Genomic DNA, 20,495 nt, shown 5'->3' with positions numbered 1-20,495 from the left:
ACATCAATATAATATTAGATTTTATAAACGCTGGCTGATTGTATACGACTACAATCGCCAGTTTTTTATGCACGCATTAAAAAGGCCGTGCCCTTATCAAGACACGGTCAGTTAACTATTTGCTCAATTGTAATGCGTCATTGAGGTGGTATAAAGAGCATATACAGTACTAATGTTAACAGGCCACCTAATAACCCAGCCACAAGTACTTGAAGCCAGAATCTTTTATTGCTTTTGAAAAAGCCCTTCGTAACATAGAAACTAATTAGAACACTAATAACTACGATTAACATCGTTAAAAACGTCGTATTCAAGCTTCTTCACTCCCTTCAGAGCGTTTAGGTTAATAAATCTACACTATCAAATTACCATATGAATGATTAAAATTTTTCAAAAGTTCTTAAGTGTCGTATTTAGTACCCTTAGTGTTCGATAGTATTACTATAAAAACGACTCAAGAAACATGTGTATATTTAAAGGGCTTTTCAGAGAGGAAGAAGCAATGAAACGAACAACCGATAATTTTTGACTTATGAAACGCTTTTATATATACTTTCCAAATATATGAATTGAACGAGAACCATTCAACGTGTAATTCAAATCAATTTAGTGTAAACTTAATGCGAGTTAGATTTTAGGAGTGAACATTTTGAACGTTATCAATCAACTTCAGCAAGCGATTGTGTATATTGAAGATCGTTTGTTAGAGCCTTTCGATTTACAAGAACTCAGTGATTACGTTGGTCTTTCACCCTATCACTTAGAACAAGCATTTAAAATGATACTCGGGCTATCACCTAAGGATTATCATTACGCTCGAAAAATGACTGTAGCAGCACACGAAATTTTACATACAAGTGGTAGATTAATTGATTTAGCTAAACGCTTTGGTTACCCAGATATGAACCAATTCGCGCATGACTTTAGTTCACATCATGACATTTCACCAATCCAAGTTAAAACCAAACAAGACCGATTAAATATACAGAAACGTTTATATATTAAATTATCTGCAACTGAAAAGAAACCCTACCGCTATAAACTTGAAAACTTAAGCGATATCTCACTTGTAGGTCAATCGAGATTCGTGCCTACTGATGATTTAAGTCAGCACTTTTTGATTCCTGACTTTCTCGAAGACTTAAGTTTGAGCGGTGATTTAGACGACATTATTAAATATAACGATTGTAGCCCGCACGAGTTGTTCGTTGTCAGTTGCCCATTAGATAATGGTTTAGAATTATTTATTGGCGTACCTAGTGAACGCTATCCCGATCATTTAGAAAGTCGTCTACTTCCAGAGCGACACTATGCGATGTTCAATTTAGAAGGTGAAATTGATTACGTGACCACTGAAGCATGGCATTATATCGAGACACGATTAGAGCTTAATTTACCTTACGAACGTGATAGCTTATATGTCGAAGTCTACCCACTTGATCTATCATTCGACCACCCTTACACCAAAGCCCAACTATGGGTACCAATTCAAAAGGACAATTTAGGTATGGATGAGGATATTATTTAAATAGAAGGATTATTAAATGTGAAACGCCCTACTACATGTGTAGTAAGGCGTTTTCTTTAGATATCGTTACTATAGTTAGGATTGTCTTTGTTTAAGATCCAATTACCTGTTGTAAGGTAACTTGCGTACGCACTCCATACAACGTATGGTAATAGCAACATGCCAATGATTGGTCGCTTTTTAATGACTACGACAGTTTGAACAACTACCGCTATTAATAGTAGGAAACTATCGATTAAGGCTGTAAATCTTAACTTCCATTTGAAGTAAAGTAACGTCCATGAGAAATTAAGAATAAGTTGTGTGCAATGTGTGACCATTACATCAAGTGAGTCCTTATCTTTCTTGCGAATAGCCATATACACGAAACCCATAATGAGATAAAGTATCGACCATACGATTGGAAATGCGATTTTAGGTGGCGCAAAGGGAGGCTTCTTAAAATCTTCATAGTCTTGTTTCGTTTCATTAGCGATAACTTTACCTATGATATTACCACCTACAAATGGTAGAAATATCCTAACTAGATCTTTAACGATCTTCATTTTAACACTTCCTATGTCTTTTATAGTACAATACCCTATTGAGCATGGAAATAATGTTAAAAGTATAAAATAATATTTAAAAGTTAGGAAATTTAATTAGCTTTGAGTTGATTTTTAGTAGTGATATGTAATATAATTCATTTATATAAAACACCTAGTCTCTTTGACCTTGATCTAGGTGTTAGAGTTTAGAACATATGGAACCGTGAAATTCGCTGATATGTTTACCAACAACTATTTAGTCATTATGTTGCTGCATAATGGCTATTTTTTTACGATTAAAATTTATTAAGTTTTTTAATAGATTTTTTATCATATTGTACGTGTTATATTGTATTATATAGTTGAGGAGGGATATGCATGGAACGCACTTATGAAATTTTACAAGCACTCGTTAAAGCACATGAACGTATAACCGGTGAAAGTTTAATCGGTGATGAAATGAAAGCCCACAAACTTATGTATTTCGCCCAAAAAACATCATTAGTATTGACTGGTGAAACACTATTTAACGAGAAGTTTGAAGGATGGGTTTACGGTCCTGTATTACCTTCACTTAGAAATATATTTAAGCATTTTAAAGAGGAAGAGTTTAGTGATTTTAAATTAAATGCTACAGAAACATACATTATTGATAACACCGTTCACACATATGGTAAATACGATTCTTATACGCTAAGCAAAATGTCTCATGAAGAATTATCATGGAAGAATAGCAGGAAAGGTATGAGAACCAACCAACGTGGGTATTATTCACTCAAAATAGATGATATAAGAAAAGACGCTGAAAATATGAGAATTTATGATCATTTATACGATATGTATTTAGATGAGTTTGACGATATTGATGAAGAGGAATTTAGATGTGTGGAATGATGCTTCAGATTATATAGGTATTATCGCCATAACGCGATTACCATACTACAACATTAAAGATAAAAAAATAGCATATAAAGCTAGACCAGTTTTAATTATTGGTGCTGAATTAAAAACTTTACCATGTGATTTTACTGTCTTGCCCCTTTCTTCGATTTCAGATAAATCTAAAATTAGTCTTGAATTCGATTATGAGATAAGTTCTAAAGATTGTAGAAAGTATAACTTAAAAAATAACCTTTCTTTTATACGAACTCATAAACCTACAACAATTAACAGTCGAGACGTACATAATAAGGTTATCTGTAATTTAAGATTATTAGACTACCAAACTTATCTTATAATAGAACAAAAATATCATAAATTTAGTAAAACGCTCTTCTAAATATAAAGCCCTACAACCTTAATTAGTTGTAGGGCTTAAATCATAACTTAATTCAGACTTATAATTTTTTATGGCTCTATAATAAATTCGGTTGGTGACCTCATTCGAGGTCATTAGCCGAATTATTTTTTGTACTAAAAGAGCGCATTTATCTCTATAATTGTAAGTGACCAAACTAACAAAAAGGAGATAATGCGCCTGTGAATAATTTTATAACAGAACTCTTAAGATTGAAAGAACCAAATTTAGTCATCGAGGAAAAGACTGATGAAAAAGAAATAAAAGGAAGAATCTATATAATGCTTTATGGGGTTCTCTCTTCCAAAGCTGATAAGTGTCAACACTGTGGTATCACTAATCATCAACGCACTATTATAAAGCATGGATTTCGAGTAATTAATGTTAAATTACCACGCCTAAGTGGGTTTCCATGTCTACTAGAATTAAAGAAGCAACGCTATTTGTGTCACAATTGTAATCGAACTTTTGTAGCTGAAACATCTATAGTAGATAAGTATTGTTGCTTATCTAACAACTTGAAAATGTTTATAGCTGACAAAGTTAGAGAAGTACGTTCCATTAAATCTGTTGCCGAATCTTGTTGTGTATCATCACCTACGGTGGTTCGAATCATTAAACAAACCGTTGATGAAATTAGACATAAAGTAGGTTCGCATTTGCCTGAGCACATTATGATGGATGAGTTCAAAAGCGTTAAAAATGTTGATGCTTCAATGAGTTTCATCTATTGTGACAGTACTTCTCATCAAATTATTGACATTGTCAGTGATAGAAGAAAGTTTAACCTCAAAAACTACTTCATGAAGTTTGATCTTTACGCAAGAAAGCGCGTTAAGACAGTATGTATAGATATGTATGAACCATACATGGATCTAATATCAGATGTTTTCCCTAATGCTTTAGTTATTATTGATAGATTTCATATCGTTCAGGCAATTAATCGTGAGATTAACCGTACCCGAGTTAAAGTCATGAATCAAGCTAGACGTAATAGGCGCCCACTTTACAATAAATATAAACGGTATTGGAAACTACTTTTAAAACCTAAGTTAAATCTTAACGCTATAAACTATAAATATCATCGATTATTCAAAACTTTAATTACTGAAAAAGACATCGTTTCGTACTTATTATCTAACGATAATACGCTCAATAACACTTACGAGATAGGACAAGAATTAATACTGGCATTGAAGCATAATGATATTGATTTATTTCGATCAGTACTGTATAAATCTCGTCAAAACCACATTTCAGAAGGTTTAATGAGAGTACTGCGATCATTTATGAAGTATTTACCCTTCATATGTAATACTTTAAATCACCCTATGATAACTAACGGTCCGATTGAAGGCATAAATAATAAAATAAAATTACTTAAAAGAAATGCTTATGGTTATAGAAATTACGCAAACTTTAGAGACAGAATATTACTCATGTCACGCTTATATAAACTTAGACAAAGAAAAACACCTATGCATGAAGTAGCATAGGTGTAGAATGATTGCTTGAAGACTCCCGTGGCTCTGTGAGTAAGGGAGATCCAAGCGAAGCTTTAGCTCCCAACGAGCGCCACAGGAAAGCGAAAAGCAAATCATTCGTCTACGGTTTTACCAACCGAATTTGACGTAGAGCCTTTTTTATTAAATTAGTTTATTATTTAGAACTGTCATGGTTTTAACCTTATAAGTAGTATTACTTTAAATCAATCTTGTGTCATAACTATAACTTTAACTTGATTCATAGCTTTCCTCAATATAAACTTTGGCTTTTTCAAGTTCATTATCATTACTAATTCTAATCTCAAAATTACCTGTTCCTTAATGCCCTATATCTGTCACGTCACTACTAAAAACCTCTATAAACTCAGCACTGTCTAACTTAACTTTTAAATATAAAGCTAAAACGCTTTTTTTAGAAAGACCTAAACGCTCACAAAGTTTTTAATAAGTTTGAAGGCATTATAGAATTTTAATTCTTTTAGTCGGACATCATCGTCCAATGACATTAAATTTTGCATAAGTCTGTCATAGAGTTCTTTAATATCCCCCATGTGAATTAACTCCTATAGCGTGTCATCTTTAAACCCATTAATAATTTTCTCTTCAATCCTAGGAAGTTCATTCTCAATAAATTTAACAAATTTATCCGTCACAAAACTTATAAGGTTGTGGTGGTCTTCACCATTAAGTTCATTATTAGTTGCTAAATTTTTAGTATATAAATTTGTAAAAGATTGGGATAATTTACGTTGATTTCTAAAAATACGTGAATTCTCACTTGTGATATGATGTATTTTTTCTCTTAATTCAGTTTCTCCAGGACCTAATTCTAAATGTAAACTTACTCTATTAGGAAAATTTTTAATCTCAAATAATAATGGGCGCTGAGTTGATGTCCATCTTTGCACAGTTTGATATTCCTTTAATAAATCATCTAACGTATTTGTAGTAAATCTAATATATGATTTATTGCAATCATCCATTATGATATGTTCATTTTCTTTGATAATTTCAGTGAGTTCGTGATTGATATCACTATTTATATCAGGCTTATATTCATATATTAAATCTAAAGCATCTTTATGTTTAAAATAGATTTCTCTACATATTTTTTCAAGTTTCGTATCAGTCAAAATATGCCTCCTTAAAATATCTAAGTACTGAGATAAAAAGTCTTTAACCTTTGAATCAAGTGAAAGATCGTTTTGAAGAATACTATCAATAGCATGTATAATATCGGCATAAGACATATTTACCCATTCATCGGGGATAGAACTTAAATCACCCTCAGGTGTAAGATAAACCTTAAATACTTGATAATTCTCAAATTCATGGTTAAGTACTTGAGTATAACGTTCTAATTGACCTTCAGATTCGGTACTATAAACTTTATTCTCGATAGCAACAATGATCTTATTGGTCTCTGATATAAGCAATAAATCAATGTGTTCCCATTCTCTTCTAACCTTTAAGTCACTATTATCAGCTATTAGTAGTTCTAAATAGTTAAAATTATCTAGTTCATTCAATGTAATGTCTACATATATATGCAGAAATTTCTTCATAAACGAATCCCGTAGATTGTGATTTTCGTATGGACTAAATAACCAAGCAAGCACGTTACTGTGACGAATCTCCGTATTTACTACACCTAATACCTAAAATGCATTAAAGTTTTTCGTATAGTGGTTTAAGTTGTCTAAAATAGCGATATCTTTCATAAACTTTAGTAATGATATTTCTTTTTCTGTCATATTTTCACTTCTTTAAAAGATTAAATTTGTATAGCATTGTATTTATTTAATCATATAATGATTATTAAATAAACATTTTTTGCAAAAGACCTTGTTTTTGTTGTCTAAGTAAATTAACTTTTTTTTCTTTAAGATTGATTAGATTATCTACTTTGCTTAGAAGATTACCAATATAAGCTTGTTCCTCTAGTGACGGCAATATTATTAGGATACTTTTAATAATTTTTGCTGATAAATTTCCTTGTCCACCCTGTAAAAAAGTCTTGATAATATGATTTTTTTTGTATTTCAAATAGTAGTATAAATAAGAAGGGTATTCATCAGTTCGTATGCATAAGATTGCTTGGTTAATTGCACCATCGATTTTACTTATCGCCACTTCCCCACTGGTAGCTCCATATAATGCGTATAAAATATCGCCTTCTTTTATCATTTTAGCCGAAGAATTTTGTAATGCTTTTTCACTTATTTTAAGTTCAGTTGAAATTTCACCAATTTCTCCAGATCTAATGAATGGAATTGTACCATTATAGAAACTTTTGTTTATAGAACTTGGGGTTCCTCCACTATATGTCAATGCTACATCGCTTAATTTCTTCTCTTCCCACTCAGGATAATCATTCCCATTTTCATCTTTAAATCGTAGCTTTTGGGAGAAGATTTGTTGCATGTACCCTTTCTTCTGTAGTTCAAGTAACTCAAGTTTTTTCTCTTCAAGTTCGATTAAGTGGTCGAGTTTGCTAAAAAAATTACCAAGTATATGTTGTTCTTTATGTTGTTTAGGATACATGTATTTCATATTACTTATAGCTTGTCCAGAAGTTAATGCTCTCGTAGTCATAGAACTTTTTATCATCATTTCTTTTCTAAACAAGTTCGTAATAAAAACATATTTTTTAAATAAATCACTGGATAGATTGCAATTATCTTTTGGTCTAGCTCTCAATACAAATCCACTAAAAACCGTACTACCCATGTCTGACATTGCTACAGCTGGCAGACCTATTTCTTCTATAACTTCACTTGTTCTAGTAAAAAAAACATCACCTTGTCTAACAGAAAAGTTTTTGATTTCAGATAAACTAGCTTCTACCCTTCCCTCTAAATTATCGAAATAGATAGCTCTATTATTATATACGTCTTTAAAGTTTATTATTGGTATACCATGTCCAAAATATTCCTTACCTTTATTAATCCCATTTTTAAAAGTAAAATTGTCACCTACTAAACCCTCTTCCCATTCATTTTTAAATCCTGGAAATCGTAGTTCTGGAACTTTTCTTTTATCGTTAGTCATGGTTAGCGACTCCTAATTCTTTTAAGTAACCTTGTATTTCTTTCTCGACTTCAGCGATTTCTTTTTCAATATCTTTAAGTTCTTGTTGAACTTTATTGAGATCCACTGGTTCTTCTTCTTCGAATGTATCAACATAGCGTGGTATATTTAAGTTGAAGTCGTTTTCTTCGATTTCTTGTAAAGTGGCGTTGTAACTAAATTTATCGATAGCTTCTCTATTGCGATATGTGTCAACTATTTTATCGACATCTTCATCAGTAATGTGGTTTTGATTTTTGCCCTTCTCGAACGACTGAGAGGCATCAATAAATAATACATCATCTTCTGATTTACGACATTTTTTAAATACTAAGATACATGTAGGAATACTCGTACCGTAAAAAAGGTTCGCAGGTAATCCGATTACCGCATCTAAATAGTTTTTCTGTTCAATCATATAACGACGAATAGTTCCTTCTGCTGCCCCACGGAATAAGACACCATGAGGTAAAACAACAGCCATTGTGCCATTATCATCAAGGTAATGAATCATATGTTGAATGAACGCAAAGTCAGCCTTAGATTTTGGCGCGAGTTTGCTATAATTACTGAAACGTTCATCATCTAGGAATTTAGAATCAGCACTCCACTTGGCACTGTATGGTGGGTTTGCGACAACCGCTTCAAACTTCTTACCTTCAAATGCCGGTTGTTCAAGTGTATCTCCATTCTCTATAGAGAAGCGTGTATAGTTCACATCGTGCAGTAACATATTCATACGTGCTAAGTTATATGTCGTATTATTGTATTCTTGACCGTAATATTCACGTACATTTGCTTCACGACCTATGCGTAATAATAATGATGCTGAACCACACGTAGGGTCGTAAACATGACGTAAATCCGTTTTATCAGTCGTTACAATTTTAGATAAAATTTTAGACACTTGTTGTGGTGTATAGAATTCGCCAGCTTTCTTACCAGCGTTTGCCGCAAATTGACCGATTAAGTACTCATAAGCATCGCCTAACATATCAATTTCTACATCGCCATCATTAAACGGTAATGTTGATAAATTCATCATAACTTTAGAAATAAGCTTCGTGCGTGTGGCGTTAGTATTACCTAAGCGCGTAGAATTTAAGTCCATATCTTCGAATAAATGATAGAAGTCATCTTCACTTTCTTCACCTTTAGTTGACTCCTCTATCTTATTTACTGCACGGTGAAGATCTTCTATTTCGAAAGTTTGGTGTTCGATCTTTGTAATTAAATGACCAAATAAGTCTTGAGGCTCTACAACGAAGCCAATACGTTTGATGAGTTCTTCTTCGATTGCCTCTCGATACTCAGGGTTCTCCCACGCTTCTTCGTAAGAGATACCATCGTCTTCATCATCGTTTAACATGTGTTCCACTTTTCGTTCCGTTTTCTCAGAAAGGTAACGATAGAAGATTAATCCTAAGATATAGTTTCTAAATTCACTTGCATCCATGTTCCCACGCAGATCATTCGCGATACTCCATAATTTCTTCTGAAGTTCTGCCTGTTGCATGCGTTGTTATTCAGTTATAGACACCTGTATTTCCTCCCGTTGAACGACGAAGCCGTGTTTTCTATGTCTCTAACGGGTTCATTGTTCACTTCTTAATAATGCTTTTCATAAAGTGATAGTAATAAAAGCTATCTTCTAACCACTTAATCCATATTTAATTGCGACTTCTTTAATGAAGTTCGTTATTTTATCAATCTTCTTTCTGCGTTTAATAAAACTTCCTTTAAGCTTTGAATCAACTTGATTACGGTTGATGTTACCGCTAAATTCGTACTCGTCTAATAGCGACGTCAGTTCACGTTGTGAGAAATCTGTGTCCGTTGCGAAGTCGTGAATTTCTTGAACTTTAGCTTGCTCTTCAAAGTTAAGGTAAGCTTCATTCATATCTGTTCCAACTTCAAGTTGAGGGACAACTTCATCTATAAACTCTCGAATTAAGTCAGCCTTAAGGCGAACTTGATCATCGATTGCTTTCTTAAGCATGTTATGAATTTGCTTACGCTGTTCATCGCGCTCGACTATATCCCTTAAATTAATATCTTGAATGAGGTCGAGTATGTACTGAACATTTATGACGTCGTTGTGTAACATCTCTATCTTGAAATCAATGTCTTCAAGTATAGATACCGCATCTGAATCTCGGCGCTTGATCACGCGGTCGTAAATATGTTGATGCTTACCTTTATAATCTTGAATGTCTTGTTCTGAAATACCTAGATCACGAGCCTGGTAGTCATCTCTCATCTTAAGTCGCTCAAGCAAACCTAGCATTCTTCTATAAGTTAAGACAAAGTCTTTTTGTTCTTCCTCACCTTCTAGTAAGTCAACGGACTCTGGTGTCGACGCAATTAAGTTTAATTGATCAACTAAGTCTTTAAACTCGTTTAAAACATCTTGATATTGAGGTTCAAGAACTAAATCCGTATTATCGGTTTGTGAAAAGATTTCAATAGCTTCGTCCGTACGCGCCTTTAAGTTTCGATAACATACGATATTGCCATAAGGCTTCGTTTCCTTTTCGACCCGATTTGTACGTGAATAAGCTTGAATAAGCTCATGGAATTGAAGATTTTTATCTACATAAAGGGTATTGAGTTTACGACTATCGAAGCCAGTTAAAAACATGTTAACGACGATAAGGATATCAATTTTTTGACCAGGGATTACTTCTCGCATGCGTTTCGATACATCTTTAAAGTAACTATCCGTATTCTCTGTCGAGTGATTCGTATCGAAGATGAGGTTGTAGTCCTGCATGACCCTTTCTAAAGCATCACGTGTTGCTTCTCGGTCGTCTTCTTTAACATCCTCATTTGGTCTTAATGAAAATATCGTTGTAACATTTAAATCATGTAACCCTTGCGCCTTAGCTTGACTAAAAAGATTATAGTATTTTAACGCCATAGGGATACTTTGGACCGCTAAGATACTTGTATACTTTCGGTTTACAGTTTTATTGTCATAATGATCTACAATATGACGCATAATTTGACTCAAACGTTCATCAGCCATCCAAACTTCTTCTGTATTGATCTTATCTGCAGTTTCGCTCTCATCGAGTTCATCCTTAACGTCAAGTGTATTCATGTAATCTATAGAGAAACCTAATACGTTACCATCTCGAATCGCATCCTTGATTAAGTACGTATGCAAGCAGCGTCCAAATATATCTGACGTTGCACGCCCGTCATTACTCTTATTCTCTTCAAATCGCGGAGTACCTGTAAACCCGAAGTATTGCGCATTCTTAAATTGTTTACGTATTAAGCGATGCATCTCACCGAATTGAGAACGATGGCATTCGTCTATAATGAATATCACTTTATCGTTTTCATAGCGTTTTAGAATATCGTCACCGCTTTTAATCGCATGTGATATTTTTTGAATCGTAGTGATAAGCAATTTTTGAGACGGATTTGCTAATTGCTCGAGTAATTTCTTCGTATTCTCAGTATCGTCTACCGAATCAGCTTGAAACTTATTAAATTCACTTAATGTTTGGTCATCTAAATCATTACGGTCGACTAAAAAGATGACTTTCTTAATATCTGGTTCTTCAGCAAGTACTTGGCTTGATTTAAAAGACGTTAGTGTTTTACCGCTCCCAGTTGTATGCCAAATATAACCATTGTTGTTTGTTTCAAGCGCTTGATTAATCAATGCCTCAACTGCATAAACTTGATACGGACGAAGTGCCATCAGTATACGATCAGCTTCGTTAACGATCATGTAACGACTTATCATTTTAGCGAGCTTACATGGCGATAAGAAAGCATCTATGAAATCTTTTAAGTGATTAATACGTTTATTGGCTTCGTCACTCCAATAAAACATAAAACCTTTAAGAAGTTCTTTATCACTATTTGCAAAGTAACGCGTTTCCATTTTATTACTAATGACGAAGAGTTGTATGTATCGGAATAAACCTGTGAAACTTTGTTTGTGGTATCGCTTCACTTGGTTAAACGCTTCAGTAATAGCAACACCACTACGTTTAAGCTCAATTTGCACGAGCGGTAGACCATTAATCAGGATTGTCACGTCATAGCGACTGCGATAGTCTTTGCGATCGTTCACTTGGTTTGCGACTTGAAACGTGTTCTTGCACCACTTCTGTTTATTTAAGAAGTCGAGGTAAACGATAGATTCATCGTCACGCTTTAAGACGTACTTGTCTCGCAAAATCAATGCACTATCGAATACACTTTTACCGTTTATATCAAGCATTAATCGTTCAAATTCTTTGTCAGATAAAGGTTTACCATCGAGTTTATCACGGTGTCTATCATTAATAATTTGACGAAAATTAGCTTCTAAAGTTTGTTTATTATGGATGTTCACGCGTTCATAGCCGATTTCACTCAAACGCTGTAATACATCATTTTCAAGTTGTAATTCGCTTTGATATGCCATACCGCCACCCCATAAAATAAAAGTTAAAATCATAAATCTTACATTTACGACAATTATATTTATATTTATATTCAGTATAGCAAAATTGTGTTTAAGTTTATATCAAAATATAAAGCTTCTTAGAATTTAAATGAATTTATGCAGATAGTATATAAAGTAGCTTGAAGCTTGATAATTAATAGGTATATAAAAAGCCCTGAACTTCAATATGAAGTTCGGGACTTAGATATAAAAAAATTCGGAGCGACGTGTCGCCCCGATTTTCAAAAATTAATATTAATTTATCCTTTGTTCCATTCTGTATGGAAGACGCCTTCTTTATCCTTACGTTCGTACGTATGTGCACCGAAGTAGTCACGTTGTGCTTGGATAAGGTTAGCTGGTAGGTTCTCTGTACGATAGCTGTCATAGTAGTTAATACTTGCTGAGAAACCAGGTGTTGCTACACCGTTCTTAACACCTTCTGCCACAACGTCACGTAAGCTATCTTGGTATGTTGTCACGATGTCTTTGAAGTAATCGTCTAATAATAAGTTTTCAAGTTCTGCATTGTTGTCATATGCGTCTTTAATCTTTTGTAAGAATTGCGCACGGATAATACAACCTTCACGCCAGATCATCGCTAATTCGCCAAGTTGTAAGTTCCACTCGTAAGCTTTACTTGCTTCAGCCATTTGGTGGAAACCTTGAGCGTATGAACAAATTTTACTCATGTATAAGGCTTTACGAATCTTTTCTAAGAAGTCTGCTTTATCGCCTTCAAAGTTTGCTTTAGGACCGTGAAGGGCTTTTGAAGCATTTGTACGCTCATCCTTTAATGAAGAAATGAAACGCGCGAATACAGATTCAGTGATGATTGTTAAAGGTACGCCAAGTTCTAATGCATTGATAGACGTCCACTTACCAGTACCTTTCTGACCAGCTTTATCCATAATTTGTTCAACGAGCACTTTACCGTCATCGTCAACTTTACTAAAGATATCGCCAGTGATTTCAATTAGGTAACTTTCAAGCTCACCTTGATTCCACTCTTTGAACGTATTTGAGATCTCAGTGTGCGTCATACCTAATAAATCTTTCATTAAGATATAACTTTCTGCAATTAGCTGCATATCCGCATACTCAATACCATTATGCACCATCTTCACATAGTGACCGGCGCCATTAGGACCGATGTAGTTTACACATGGTTCACCGTCTTCAGCTTTCGCAGCGATTGATTCTAAGATATCTTTCACTTTAAGATACGCTTCCTTTTGACCACCAGGCATTATCGAAGGTCCAGTTAACGCACCAATTTCACCACCTGAAACGCCTGTACCGATGAAGTTGATACCACTTTCAGCTAAAGCTTTGTTACGACGGATCGTGTCGTTATAGTTCGTGTTACCACCGTCGATTAAGATGTCATCATAATCTAATAAAGGTAATAATTGATCGATTGTCGCATCAGTAGCTTGGCCTGCTTTTACCATTAATAAAATTTTACGAGGCTTTTCTAACGATTGCACAAATTCTTCAAGAGAATACGTTGGAACAATGTTCTTCCCTTCTGATTCTTGAATCATTTCGTCAGTTTTTTCTCTAGAACGATTATATACAGATACAGTATTGCCGCGTGATTCGATGTTCCACGCAAGGTTTTTACCCATTACTGCTAATCCGATTACACCAATATCTTGTGTCATTTGTCATACCTCTCTTATTATAAATTCAAATTGATTGTACCATATTTCGAACACAACTTTCATATTAATTCACTCTCTTTGAAAAGCCCTAGCGCAATTATTTCAAGCGTTTGCCTCGTTAAATCCTCTAGGCTTTGTATCGCGATTCTTTCAGATGTCGTATGAATGTCTTCAAAGCCGACACCAAGGATAACCGTTTCAAGCCCGTATTGGTTTAGAATTGTACCATCTGACCCGCTTAGTACGGTAGATGTTTCTGGTTCAAGTCCTATACGCTTAGCACTTTCTTCAGCGATGGTCACGACATTCGTATCTTCCTGAACTTTGAAGGCTGGATAGAGTTCGATTATTTCCATCAGTGCTTTCGCATTTAGCATCGAAGTAGTTTCTTCAATCGTTTGCTTCATTGTTCGTGCGACTTGTCTAATAGTTTCATTTGAGAAGGACTTAAGTTCAAATTCAAGTCGTACCGCGTCGCTTTTAGCGAACGGTTCACCGCCCATTTTCATGAGCGTTACTTTCGTTTGTTCGTCGATTGTTCCAAGTTCAAGTTGTTGGATGACCCTGCTTGCGATTTGAGTGGCACTGAGTTGGGCTTTTCCAGGGGGAGCAATAATCGTCACTTTAAAATGCGTGCGTGCAGGTCCGCCGATAACGGTTTCGCCTACTGGTTTCGTAGCATCAAGCGTGAATCCCATATCACTCTTAATCATGTCAGGGTCTAGCGCTTTGATTCCGAGAAGCCCTGACTCTTCGCCAATTGTGAGCAGGATTTGAATCTTACCATGCGGGAGTGCGTCTTCTTGAATCGTTTTAAATGTTTCGAGGAGTACTGCGATGCCTGCTTTATCATCAGCACCCAGTATCGTCTCGCCCTCTGAATATATGTAACCGTCTTGAATGATAGGTTTCACGTTCTGACCTGGTTGAACCGTGTCCATGTGGCTCGTAAACAACATCGCGTGCTGATACGGTGCATTCGCTTCAAGCGTACAAATGAGGTTGTTCGCACCGAAACCCGTGTCGTTCATGGCGTCATCTTCTTGTACTTCAAAGTCTAATTCGGCAAATGCTTGCTTTAAATAACGTTGTAGCTGACCTTCGTGACCTGATACAGAATCGATTTGAACGAGTTCCATGAAAGTTTTACGTAGACGCGCTTTGTTCATATTTTCATCCTTATCTCTATTCGTCTTATGGTTGCATACGCATATATCTTAACACGACGGTTTCACGAAATGTACTAGAATTCATGAATTAATCTCGGTATAATAATACCAAGATAATATTTTGGAGGTTCAAATATGAGAAACGGAAACATACGTAGAATCGTAGTTATTGTGATGTTAATCGCAGTAGTAGTAGCGCTATTATTATCCAGCTTAGCGCCAATGATGGGATAAATTAAGAAATCATAATATAAAATGAGCGACGCGACAACTTGTTCTAGTGTTAAGGCTAGATCAGTTGTCGCTTTTTTGATTGGTTTGAGGGATTTTCTTGAAAATGGAGGTTACGTGCCGTAGCGAAACTTGATTAGAGTTTCGCCATCAAGTTTGGATGGGCCTGAGACTTGATTAGGAGTTGCTCATCAAGTTTGGAAGGGTCTGAGACTTGATTAGAGTTTCGCCATCAAGTTTGGAAGGGGTTGAGACTTGATTACAGTTTCGTCATCAAGTTTCAAAGGGCCTGAGACTTGATGAGAGTTTCACCATCAAGTCTCAAATAAAATCATAATCAATCGTTTCCCTTAATAATAAAGAAGCGTCTGGAGTACCAAACCCTAGACGCAACAATATTTAATGAGTAATAATGATATGAACTATTATAAATATTAATGCTATTGTACTAAAAATGATTTGTAGCTTTCTGCTTTCAACGATATAGGCTAAGAAGACAAATATTGTATTGAAAGTTAGTAAGTAGTTTGCTTCACCGTGAATAATCCCAACGGTATTAAGTATATCTAATACTAACATGCCTATAACGACTAATCCTAAAAGTGTTGTTAAAACTTTATGCTCTTTTGCATACTCATCCATAGAGATACTCCTTGTGAGAAATAATGTATAAGGTATTTATAAATTAACATAGTTTTTCTAAAAATTATAGACTTAATATAATGGCTGGCTAAATAATGTTACGAAATAATCTAAATTTTATTAATTGAAATAGTACTTAAATAAAATCTACAATGAAGTATAATAAATATTTTAAATTCAGGTGACAACTTATGAAAACTTTATCTTATATTAGCGGTACTATCCTACTACTCATTATTTTATACTTACTTCTTGCTTTCTTTTTCTACGACTATTGGGTGATTAAATCCAGTGAGACACAAATTAATTCGTATGTTGAAAAACACGATAACACTCATTTAAGCCAAATGAGCAATGATAAAACTACAGCTCGTTTACTTAATAAAGCTGATCATGTAAACCTTCATTTAAATAGCGACAATCAAGGTAGTGATGATATTGGTTATTACCGCATTGATTTAAACGGCGAACCAGCCGAGATTCAAGTTAAATTCGATCAATCCCCTTTTTCGTGGGATTATGAAATACAAGAAATAGGGTTGATTCATTAAAGTATACGCATAAGAATAAAAACTTAATGACATATTCTATAATGAGACTTGATTAGGAATTGCTCATCAAGTTCCAGAGGGTCTGAGACTTGATTAGAGTTTCGTCATCAAGTTTGAAAGAGCATGAGACTTGATTAGAGTTTCACCATCAAGTTTCAATTCAAATCTTAATCAATCTTTTCCCTCTTTTAATAAAGAAGCGTCTGGAGCTCAAACCCCAGACGCTTCGCCTTTTCATTCATTAAATGATATCGCCCCATATAAACAATGATATACCTGATATAATCATTAATACGTTAAATATAATGGAAATTCTTTCAGATTTAGCGACCTGAGCAATTAACATGCAAGTTAAAGTAACCGTAACGAGTAAGTTTGATTCATTAACTACGCCGAATAATCTTAGAATTCCTTTCACAACTCCAGCTATTATTACAAGCGTCGTTAATCCATATAAAACTTTCTCTTTTTTATTTAGTTCTCTCATAAATGAACTCCCTTCTCTTTATCTACGGGATCGATTTTTTAAGACTAAATCATCATATTTATAACCATGAATCCACATGAGATTAATCCCAAAGTGAAAGAAATCTAACGGTTTTTAATTATCATAGAGGCACCTATAAAGATAAAGCCCAATGTTAGAAAATAATTAGGATCTTTGGCTAGTCCAAACGTAGCCATCACATCGTGGACTACGCTAAGGACAATCATAATCGTATACAAAATGAATGCTATCCATAGGTATTTGTCAAATTCCTTAAATGCCACTTCTATCACCCTCACATAAAAAGTAAAATGATATGAGCAACCATAAAAATGCATGCTAATAAGTTTAAAACAATAGAAATTTTATCTGATTTAATGAATAACGGTAATCCTCCTAAAATAAGGCCTATAGTAAATAAAAAGGAAGAATCATTTGTAGCTCCAGTTAAAAACATAACGTTTTGAATGATTAGAATTATTAATGCAATAATTAATAAAACTAATCCTACCCATTGTATCTTATTGAATTTCGGAAAGTACATGTCCTTCACTCCTATCTTTATACGATGACTTGATTATGATGTTTCAGTGACCCAAATTCTGATTTAAGTTTTAAGTAAACTTCCATTTCATTCAAGATCTGTATGATGCTCGCGCGAGATTTTAGCTCAGCATGTGTTTTAGGTAAATCGTGTTTTTCAAGGTTGAGTTTGATTTCATATAGCGAGTGTAAACGTAATAACGTGTAGTTATTACTATTCACGTTCAGTGCGATCTCTTGGAAAAGCTGCGCAATATCCTGATGTATTGGATCATCAGTGCTAATTTCGCCGATTAAGGCTTGTATACGTTTAAGTACATCTAACTGTTCTTCACGCATATTAAAGTAATTGTAATATGAGTTTTCATTACGTACGTAATGGTTTTTAACATCTCGGAAAGCGTATGATTTCGCTTTCTTTATATTCGTTTCAACTGTATTGAATGAGAAGTTTGGCGATGTGTTTGGGTGCTTACAATGCTCACCAAACTGCATGAGAATTTCTGTAAAACTTGATTCAATACGATTTTTATAGTCCTTTAACTTACGGTCTAAGCTCGGCATAATTAAGTTCATTAAGAATGCGATACCAAGACCTACAAAGAGTAATAACACTTCGTTGATTATAAGATTAAAGTCGAGTGTCTTCGCGTTAAAGATGTGTAATAAGATAACGATACTCGTTACGACGCCTTCTTGGACTTTTAAAGAAACGGTCAATGGAATAAAAATTAAGACAATGAGTCCGAGTACAATGGCGGACTGACCAAGTAGCTGAAAGATTAAAAAGCCGAGTAATATCGCAATTAGACAAGATATAAAACGTGAAACGATGGCGTTTAATGAATGTACTTTCGTATCTTTAATACACAGTACAACTAAAATGGCACTAGATGCAAAATTATCTAAACCTATAAGTTTAGCAATTATGACGCCTAGTGCCATACCGATCGCCGTTTTAATGGTCCTAAATCCAATGCGATATGGATTTAAACGTAACATGGCGATACTCCTTATTATTTCGTTTCACAATATTTATCGAATAAGGCTTGAAGTTGGTTGATAACATCCATAATTTCGTGGCCTTCGATTTGATGACGTTCTACCATCTCTTGAACTTTACCATCTTTAACAAGTGCAAATGATGGACTTGATGGTGGGAAGCCTTCAAAGTATTCACGTGCTTTTTGAGTTGCTTCTTTATCTTGACCAGCGAATACAGTTACTAATCGATCTGGTAATGCATCATAGTGTAATGCGTGTTGCGCTGCTGGGCGTGCGATACCGCCAGCACAACCACAAACTGAGTTAACCATTACAAGCGTTGTACCGTCTTGTGATAAGACTTTGTCGACTTCCTCGCTTGTTGTAAGCTGTTCGTAGCCAGCTGCTTCTATTTCATTACGTGCTTGTTCAACCACGTTATTCATATATAAATCAAAATTTAAATCCATGGTAAACCCCTCTCTATTACTGTTAGTGTTAATTTAATTTTACTAGATTGAAGGGCGTTATTCAATTAGCCAAATTAAAAGATTTGCGTATGTTCAATGGTATATGACTCAATACGGTCTTTAATATAGTTGATAAATTGACCGGCCATTAAACCGTCTAAGATACGATGGTCAATTGAGATACATAAGTTCACCATATCACGAATACCAATCATATCGTTAATGACCATTGGGCGTTTAATGATTGATTCGACTTGTAAGATAGCCGCTTGAGGGTGATTGATAATACCCATTGAAGAGACTGAACCGAATGAACCTGTGTTATTCACAGTGAAGGTACCACCTTCCATATCGGCTTGTGTTAATTGGTTATTGCGTGCTTTATGAGCTAAACTGTCGATTTCACGCGCGATACCTTTAATGGACTTTTCATCGGCGTGCTTTATCACAGGCACGAAAAGCTTGTTTTCTGAAGCGACCGCAATAGAAATATTGATGTCTTTGTGGACTTTAATTTCGCTACCCTGCCAACTACTGTTAAGCATTGGGAATTGTTTTAAGGCTTCTGCGACTGCTTTTACGAAAAAGGCGAAGAACGTTAAGTTATAGCCTTCGTTCTTTTTAAAGTCTTTCTTGTAATGGTTTCTTGTTTTAACAAGCTCTGTCGCATCGACTTCTACTTTCATCCATGCGTGTGGAATTTCTGTAACACTTTGTACCATCTTGTTCGCGATTTGACGACGAACACCATCTACTGGAATACTTGAAGCATTGGCATGGTCATCGCTTGAAGCTGTTGTAGGTGTGCTTTGTGGTGCTTGAGATGATGGCTCAGCGCTCGTTTGATCAATAGCTGTACTTGGGCCTTCTTGAATAACACGTTCGATATCTTTCTTAGTAACACGTCCTAAGTTACCTGTACCTTCAACATCGGCTAAGTTAATATTATGTTCTGACGCTAATCTAAAGACAACTGGTGAATAACGACCATTGTTCTTAGGTTGATTTGAAGCAGGTTTAGACGTTTGCGCCTGATTATCTTTATTTGGCTTTTCAGAAGAGGAAGTGTCTTGAGACGGACTTTCAGATTGTGCATCCTCGGCATCAGACGTTGGCTCATTGTCCGCACTATCATCACCTTCTACCACCATCTTACAAATGACTGTTCCAACTTCGATGGTTTCTCCTTCAATTGCGATAATTTCAGTAATCGTACCCGCGTATGAAGATGGCACTTCGGCTGTAACTTTATCTGTGATAACTTCACAAAGCGGATCATATTCTTCAACTGTGTCGCCTTCTTTAACTAACCATTGTTCAATTGTCCCTTCGTGCACACTTTCACCTAATTTAGGCATTTTAATTTCCATCGTAG

At 34.9% G+C, this 20,495-nt stretch carries 19 protein-coding genes and 1 pseudogene; 6 read left to right on the top strand and 14 right to left on the bottom strand.

What is annotated here, in order from left to right:
* Positions 1-137: 137 nt before the first annotated feature.
* Positions 138-314, bottom strand: a complete 177-nt coding sequence (locus ACF3N8_RS08110) for a hypothetical protein (RefSeq protein ID WP_017176505.1) — start codon at positions 312-314, stop codon at positions 138-140.
* 335 nt (positions 315-649) lie between these two features.
* On the opposite strand from ACF3N8_RS08110, the gene ACF3N8_RS08105 reads away from it, so the two are divergent.
* Positions 650-1,528: an AraC family transcriptional regulator gene (locus ACF3N8_RS08105; RefSeq protein ID WP_009382474.1), complete on the top strand. Its 879-nt coding sequence runs from the start codon at positions 650-652 to the stop codon at positions 1,526-1,528.
* Positions 1,529-1,584: 56 nt separating this feature from the next.
* On the opposite strand, the gene ACF3N8_RS08100 is transcribed toward ACF3N8_RS08105, so the two are convergent.
* Positions 1,585-2,073, bottom strand: coding sequence for a TspO/MBR family protein (locus ACF3N8_RS08100; protein WP_238102200.1), 489 nt, complete (start codon positions 2,071-2,073; stop codon positions 1,585-1,587).
* A gap of 360 nt (positions 2,074-2,433) precedes the next feature.
* On the opposite strand from ACF3N8_RS08100, the gene ACF3N8_RS08095 reads away from it, so the two are divergent.
* The 3 genes from ACF3N8_RS08095 to ACF3N8_RS08085 all read left to right on the top strand — a co-directional run bounded on the left by ACF3N8_RS08095 (position 2,434) and on the right by ACF3N8_RS08085 (position 4,848).
* Positions 2,434-2,949 (top strand): Panacea domain-containing protein, encoded by a 516-nt coding sequence (locus tag ACF3N8_RS08095; protein ID WP_009382476.1) that lies wholly within the window; start codon positions 2,434-2,436, stop codon positions 2,947-2,949.
* Positions 2,939-3,334, top strand: coding sequence for a type II toxin-antitoxin system PemK/MazF family toxin (locus ACF3N8_RS08090; protein WP_009382478.1), 396 nt, complete (start codon positions 2,939-2,941; stop codon positions 3,332-3,334). Before ACF3N8_RS08095 ends, ACF3N8_RS08090 begins: the two co-directional genes overlap by 11 nt.
* A 200-nt stretch (positions 3,335-3,534) precedes the next feature.
* Entirely contained in the window at positions 3,535-4,848 is a 1,314-nt protein-coding gene (locus ACF3N8_RS08085) for an ISL3 family transposase (protein ID WP_009385730.1), read from the top strand.
* A gap of 431 nt (positions 4,849-5,279) precedes the next feature.
* On the opposite strand, the gene ACF3N8_RS08080 is transcribed toward ACF3N8_RS08085, so the two are convergent.
* The 7 genes and pseudogenes from ACF3N8_RS08080 to ACF3N8_RS08050 all read right to left on the bottom strand — a co-directional run bounded on the left by ACF3N8_RS08080 (position 5,280) and on the right by ACF3N8_RS08050 (position 15,212).
* Complete coding sequence (locus ACF3N8_RS08080) at positions 5,280-5,408, bottom strand: hypothetical protein (RefSeq protein ID WP_009382480.1); 129 nt, start codon at positions 5,406-5,408, stop codon at positions 5,280-5,282.
* 12 nt (positions 5,409-5,420) lie between these two features.
* Positions 5,421-6,497 (bottom strand): annotated as a pseudogene (locus tag ACF3N8_RS08075) (PD-(D/E)XK nuclease family protein); the annotation flags it as partial.
* A gap of 178 nt (positions 6,498-6,675) precedes the next feature.
* A complete protein-coding gene (locus ACF3N8_RS08070) occupies positions 6,676-7,908 on the bottom strand; it encodes a restriction endonuclease subunit S (protein ID WP_009382483.1) in 1,233 nt (410 codons plus the stop codon).
* Positions 7,901-9,442: a type I restriction-modification system subunit M gene (locus ACF3N8_RS08065; protein WP_392449813.1), complete on the bottom strand. Its 1,542-nt coding sequence runs from the start codon at positions 9,440-9,442 to the stop codon at positions 7,901-7,903. Before ACF3N8_RS08065 ends, ACF3N8_RS08070 begins: the two co-directional genes overlap by 8 nt.
* 135 nt (positions 9,443-9,577) lie before the next feature.
* Complete coding sequence (locus ACF3N8_RS08060) at positions 9,578-12,355, bottom strand: type I restriction endonuclease subunit R (RefSeq protein ID WP_392449812.1); 2,778 nt, start codon at positions 12,353-12,355, stop codon at positions 9,578-9,580.
* 281 nt (positions 12,356-12,636) lie between these two features.
* On the bottom strand, positions 12,637-14,043 hold the full coding sequence (gene gndA, locus ACF3N8_RS08055; RefSeq protein WP_009382487.1) for an NADP-dependent phosphogluconate dehydrogenase: 1,407 nt from the start codon (positions 14,041-14,043) through the stop codon (positions 12,637-12,639).
* A gap of 59 nt (positions 14,044-14,102) precedes the next feature.
* Positions 14,103-15,212 carry a M20/M25/M40 family metallo-hydrolase gene (locus ACF3N8_RS08050; RefSeq protein ID WP_392449811.1) on the bottom strand — a complete coding sequence of 370 codons (1,110 nt, stop codon included), beginning with the start codon at positions 15,210-15,212 and terminating at the stop codon, positions 14,103-14,105.
* 135 nt (positions 15,213-15,347) lie between these two features.
* Between ACF3N8_RS08050 and prli42 the strand changes: the two genes are divergently transcribed.
* Positions 15,348-15,446 carry a stressosome-associated protein Prli42 gene (prli42, locus tag ACF3N8_RS08045; RefSeq protein ID WP_017176500.1) on the top strand — a complete coding sequence of 33 codons (99 nt, stop codon included), beginning with the start codon at positions 15,348-15,350 and terminating at the stop codon, positions 15,444-15,446.
* A 396-nt stretch (positions 15,447-15,842) separates the two neighbouring features.
* Here prli42 and ACF3N8_RS08040 read toward each other — a convergent pair whose 3' ends face one another.
* Positions 15,843-16,085 carry a hypothetical protein gene (locus ACF3N8_RS08040; RefSeq protein ID WP_009382490.1) on the bottom strand — a complete coding sequence of 81 codons (243 nt, stop codon included), beginning with the start codon at positions 16,083-16,085 and terminating at the stop codon, positions 15,843-15,845.
* 191 nt (positions 16,086-16,276) lie between these two features.
* Between ACF3N8_RS08040 and ACF3N8_RS08035 the strand changes: the two genes are divergently transcribed.
* Positions 16,277-16,636 carry a hypothetical protein gene (locus ACF3N8_RS08035; protein WP_017176499.1) on the top strand — a complete coding sequence of 120 codons (360 nt, stop codon included), beginning with the start codon at positions 16,277-16,279 and terminating at the stop codon, positions 16,634-16,636.
* A 241-nt stretch (positions 16,637-16,877) separates the two neighbouring features.
* On the opposite strand, the gene ACF3N8_RS08030 is transcribed toward ACF3N8_RS08035, so the two are convergent.
* From ACF3N8_RS08030 to ACF3N8_RS08015, 4 genes are all read right to left on the bottom strand, one after another.
* Positions 16,878-17,123, bottom strand: coding sequence for a hypothetical protein (locus tag ACF3N8_RS08030; protein ID WP_009382492.1), 246 nt, complete (start codon positions 17,121-17,123; stop codon positions 16,878-16,880).
* 561 nt (positions 17,124-17,684) lie between these two features.
* Positions 17,685-18,668, bottom strand: coding sequence for an aromatic acid exporter family protein (locus ACF3N8_RS08025; RefSeq protein ID WP_009382496.1), 984 nt, complete (start codon positions 18,666-18,668; stop codon positions 17,685-17,687).
* Between the two features lie 14 nt (positions 18,669-18,682).
* Positions 18,683-19,120 carry a bacilliredoxin BrxB gene (gene brxB / locus ACF3N8_RS08020; RefSeq protein WP_009382497.1) on the bottom strand — a complete coding sequence of 146 codons (438 nt, stop codon included), beginning with the start codon at positions 19,118-19,120 and terminating at the stop codon, positions 18,683-18,685.
* 74 nt (positions 19,121-19,194) lie between these two features.
* On the bottom strand, positions 19,195-20,490 hold the full coding sequence (locus ACF3N8_RS08015; protein ID WP_238102067.1) for a dihydrolipoamide acetyltransferase family protein: 1,296 nt from the start codon (positions 20,488-20,490) through the stop codon (positions 19,195-19,197).
* Positions 20,491-20,495 lie beyond the last annotated feature (5 nt).

This window comes from Staphylococcus massiliensis, from assembly GCF_043186315.1.
In the GTDB taxonomy this organism is placed as follows: domain Bacteria; phylum Bacillota; class Bacilli; order Staphylococcales; family Staphylococcaceae; genus Staphylococcus; species Staphylococcus massiliensis.
Note: the sequence above shows the minus strand (reverse complement) of the source record. Positions and strands in the feature narration are given on the sequence as shown.

Bases quoted from the DNA above. Each gene is read 5' to 3' on its own strand.
- ACF3N8_RS08100 (WP_238102200.1), bottom strand. From the start codon at position 2,073: ATGAAGATCGTTAAAGATCTAGTTAGGATATTTCTACCATTTGTAGGT.
- ACF3N8_RS08095 (WP_009382476.1), top strand. From the start codon at position 2,434: ATGGAACGCACTTATGAAATTTTACAAGCACTCGTTAAAGCACATGAA.
- ACF3N8_RS08080 (WP_009382480.1), bottom strand. From the start codon at position 5,408: ATGGGGGATATTAAAGAACTCTATGACAGACTTATGCAAAATTTAATG.
- ACF3N8_RS08070 (WP_009382483.1), bottom strand. From the start codon at position 7,908: ATGACTAACGATAAAAGAAAAGTTCCAGAACTACGATTTCCAGGATTT.
- ACF3N8_RS08065 (WP_392449813.1), bottom strand. From the start codon at position 9,442: ATGCAACAGGCAGAACTTCAGAAGAAATTATGGAGTATCGCGAATGAT.
- ACF3N8_RS08060 (WP_392449812.1), bottom strand. From the start codon at position 12,355: ATGGCATATCAAAGCGAATTACAACTTGAAAATGATGTATTACAGCGT.
- gndA (WP_009382487.1), bottom strand. From the start codon at position 14,043: ATGACACAAGATATTGGTGTAATCGGATTAGCAGTAATGGGTAAAAAC.
- ACF3N8_RS08050 (WP_392449811.1), bottom strand. From the start codon at position 15,212: ATGAACAAAGCGCGTCTACGTAAAACTTTCATGGAACTCGTTCAAATC.
- prli42 (WP_017176500.1), top strand. From the start codon at position 15,348: ATGAGAAACGGAAACATACGTAGAATCGTAGTTATTGTGATGTTAATC.
- ACF3N8_RS08040 (WP_009382490.1), bottom strand. From the start codon at position 16,085: ATGGATGAGTATGCAAAAGAGCATAAAGTTTTAACAACACTTTTAGGA.
- ACF3N8_RS08035 (WP_017176499.1), top strand. From the start codon at position 16,277: ATGAAAACTTTATCTTATATTAGCGGTACTATCCTACTACTCATTATT.
- ACF3N8_RS08030 (WP_009382492.1), bottom strand. From the start codon at position 17,123: ATGAGAGAACTAAATAAAAAAGAGAAAGTTTTATATGGATTAACGACG.
- ACF3N8_RS08025 (WP_009382496.1), bottom strand. From the start codon at position 18,668: ATGTTACGTTTAAATCCATATCGCATTGGATTTAGGACCATTAAAACG.
- brxB (WP_009382497.1), bottom strand. From the start codon at position 19,120: ATGGATTTAAATTTTGATTTATATATGAATAACGTGGTTGAACAAGCA.
- ACF3N8_RS08015 (WP_238102067.1), bottom strand. From the start codon at position 20,490: ATGGAAATTAAAATGCCTAAATTAGGTGAAAGTGTGCACGAAGGGACA.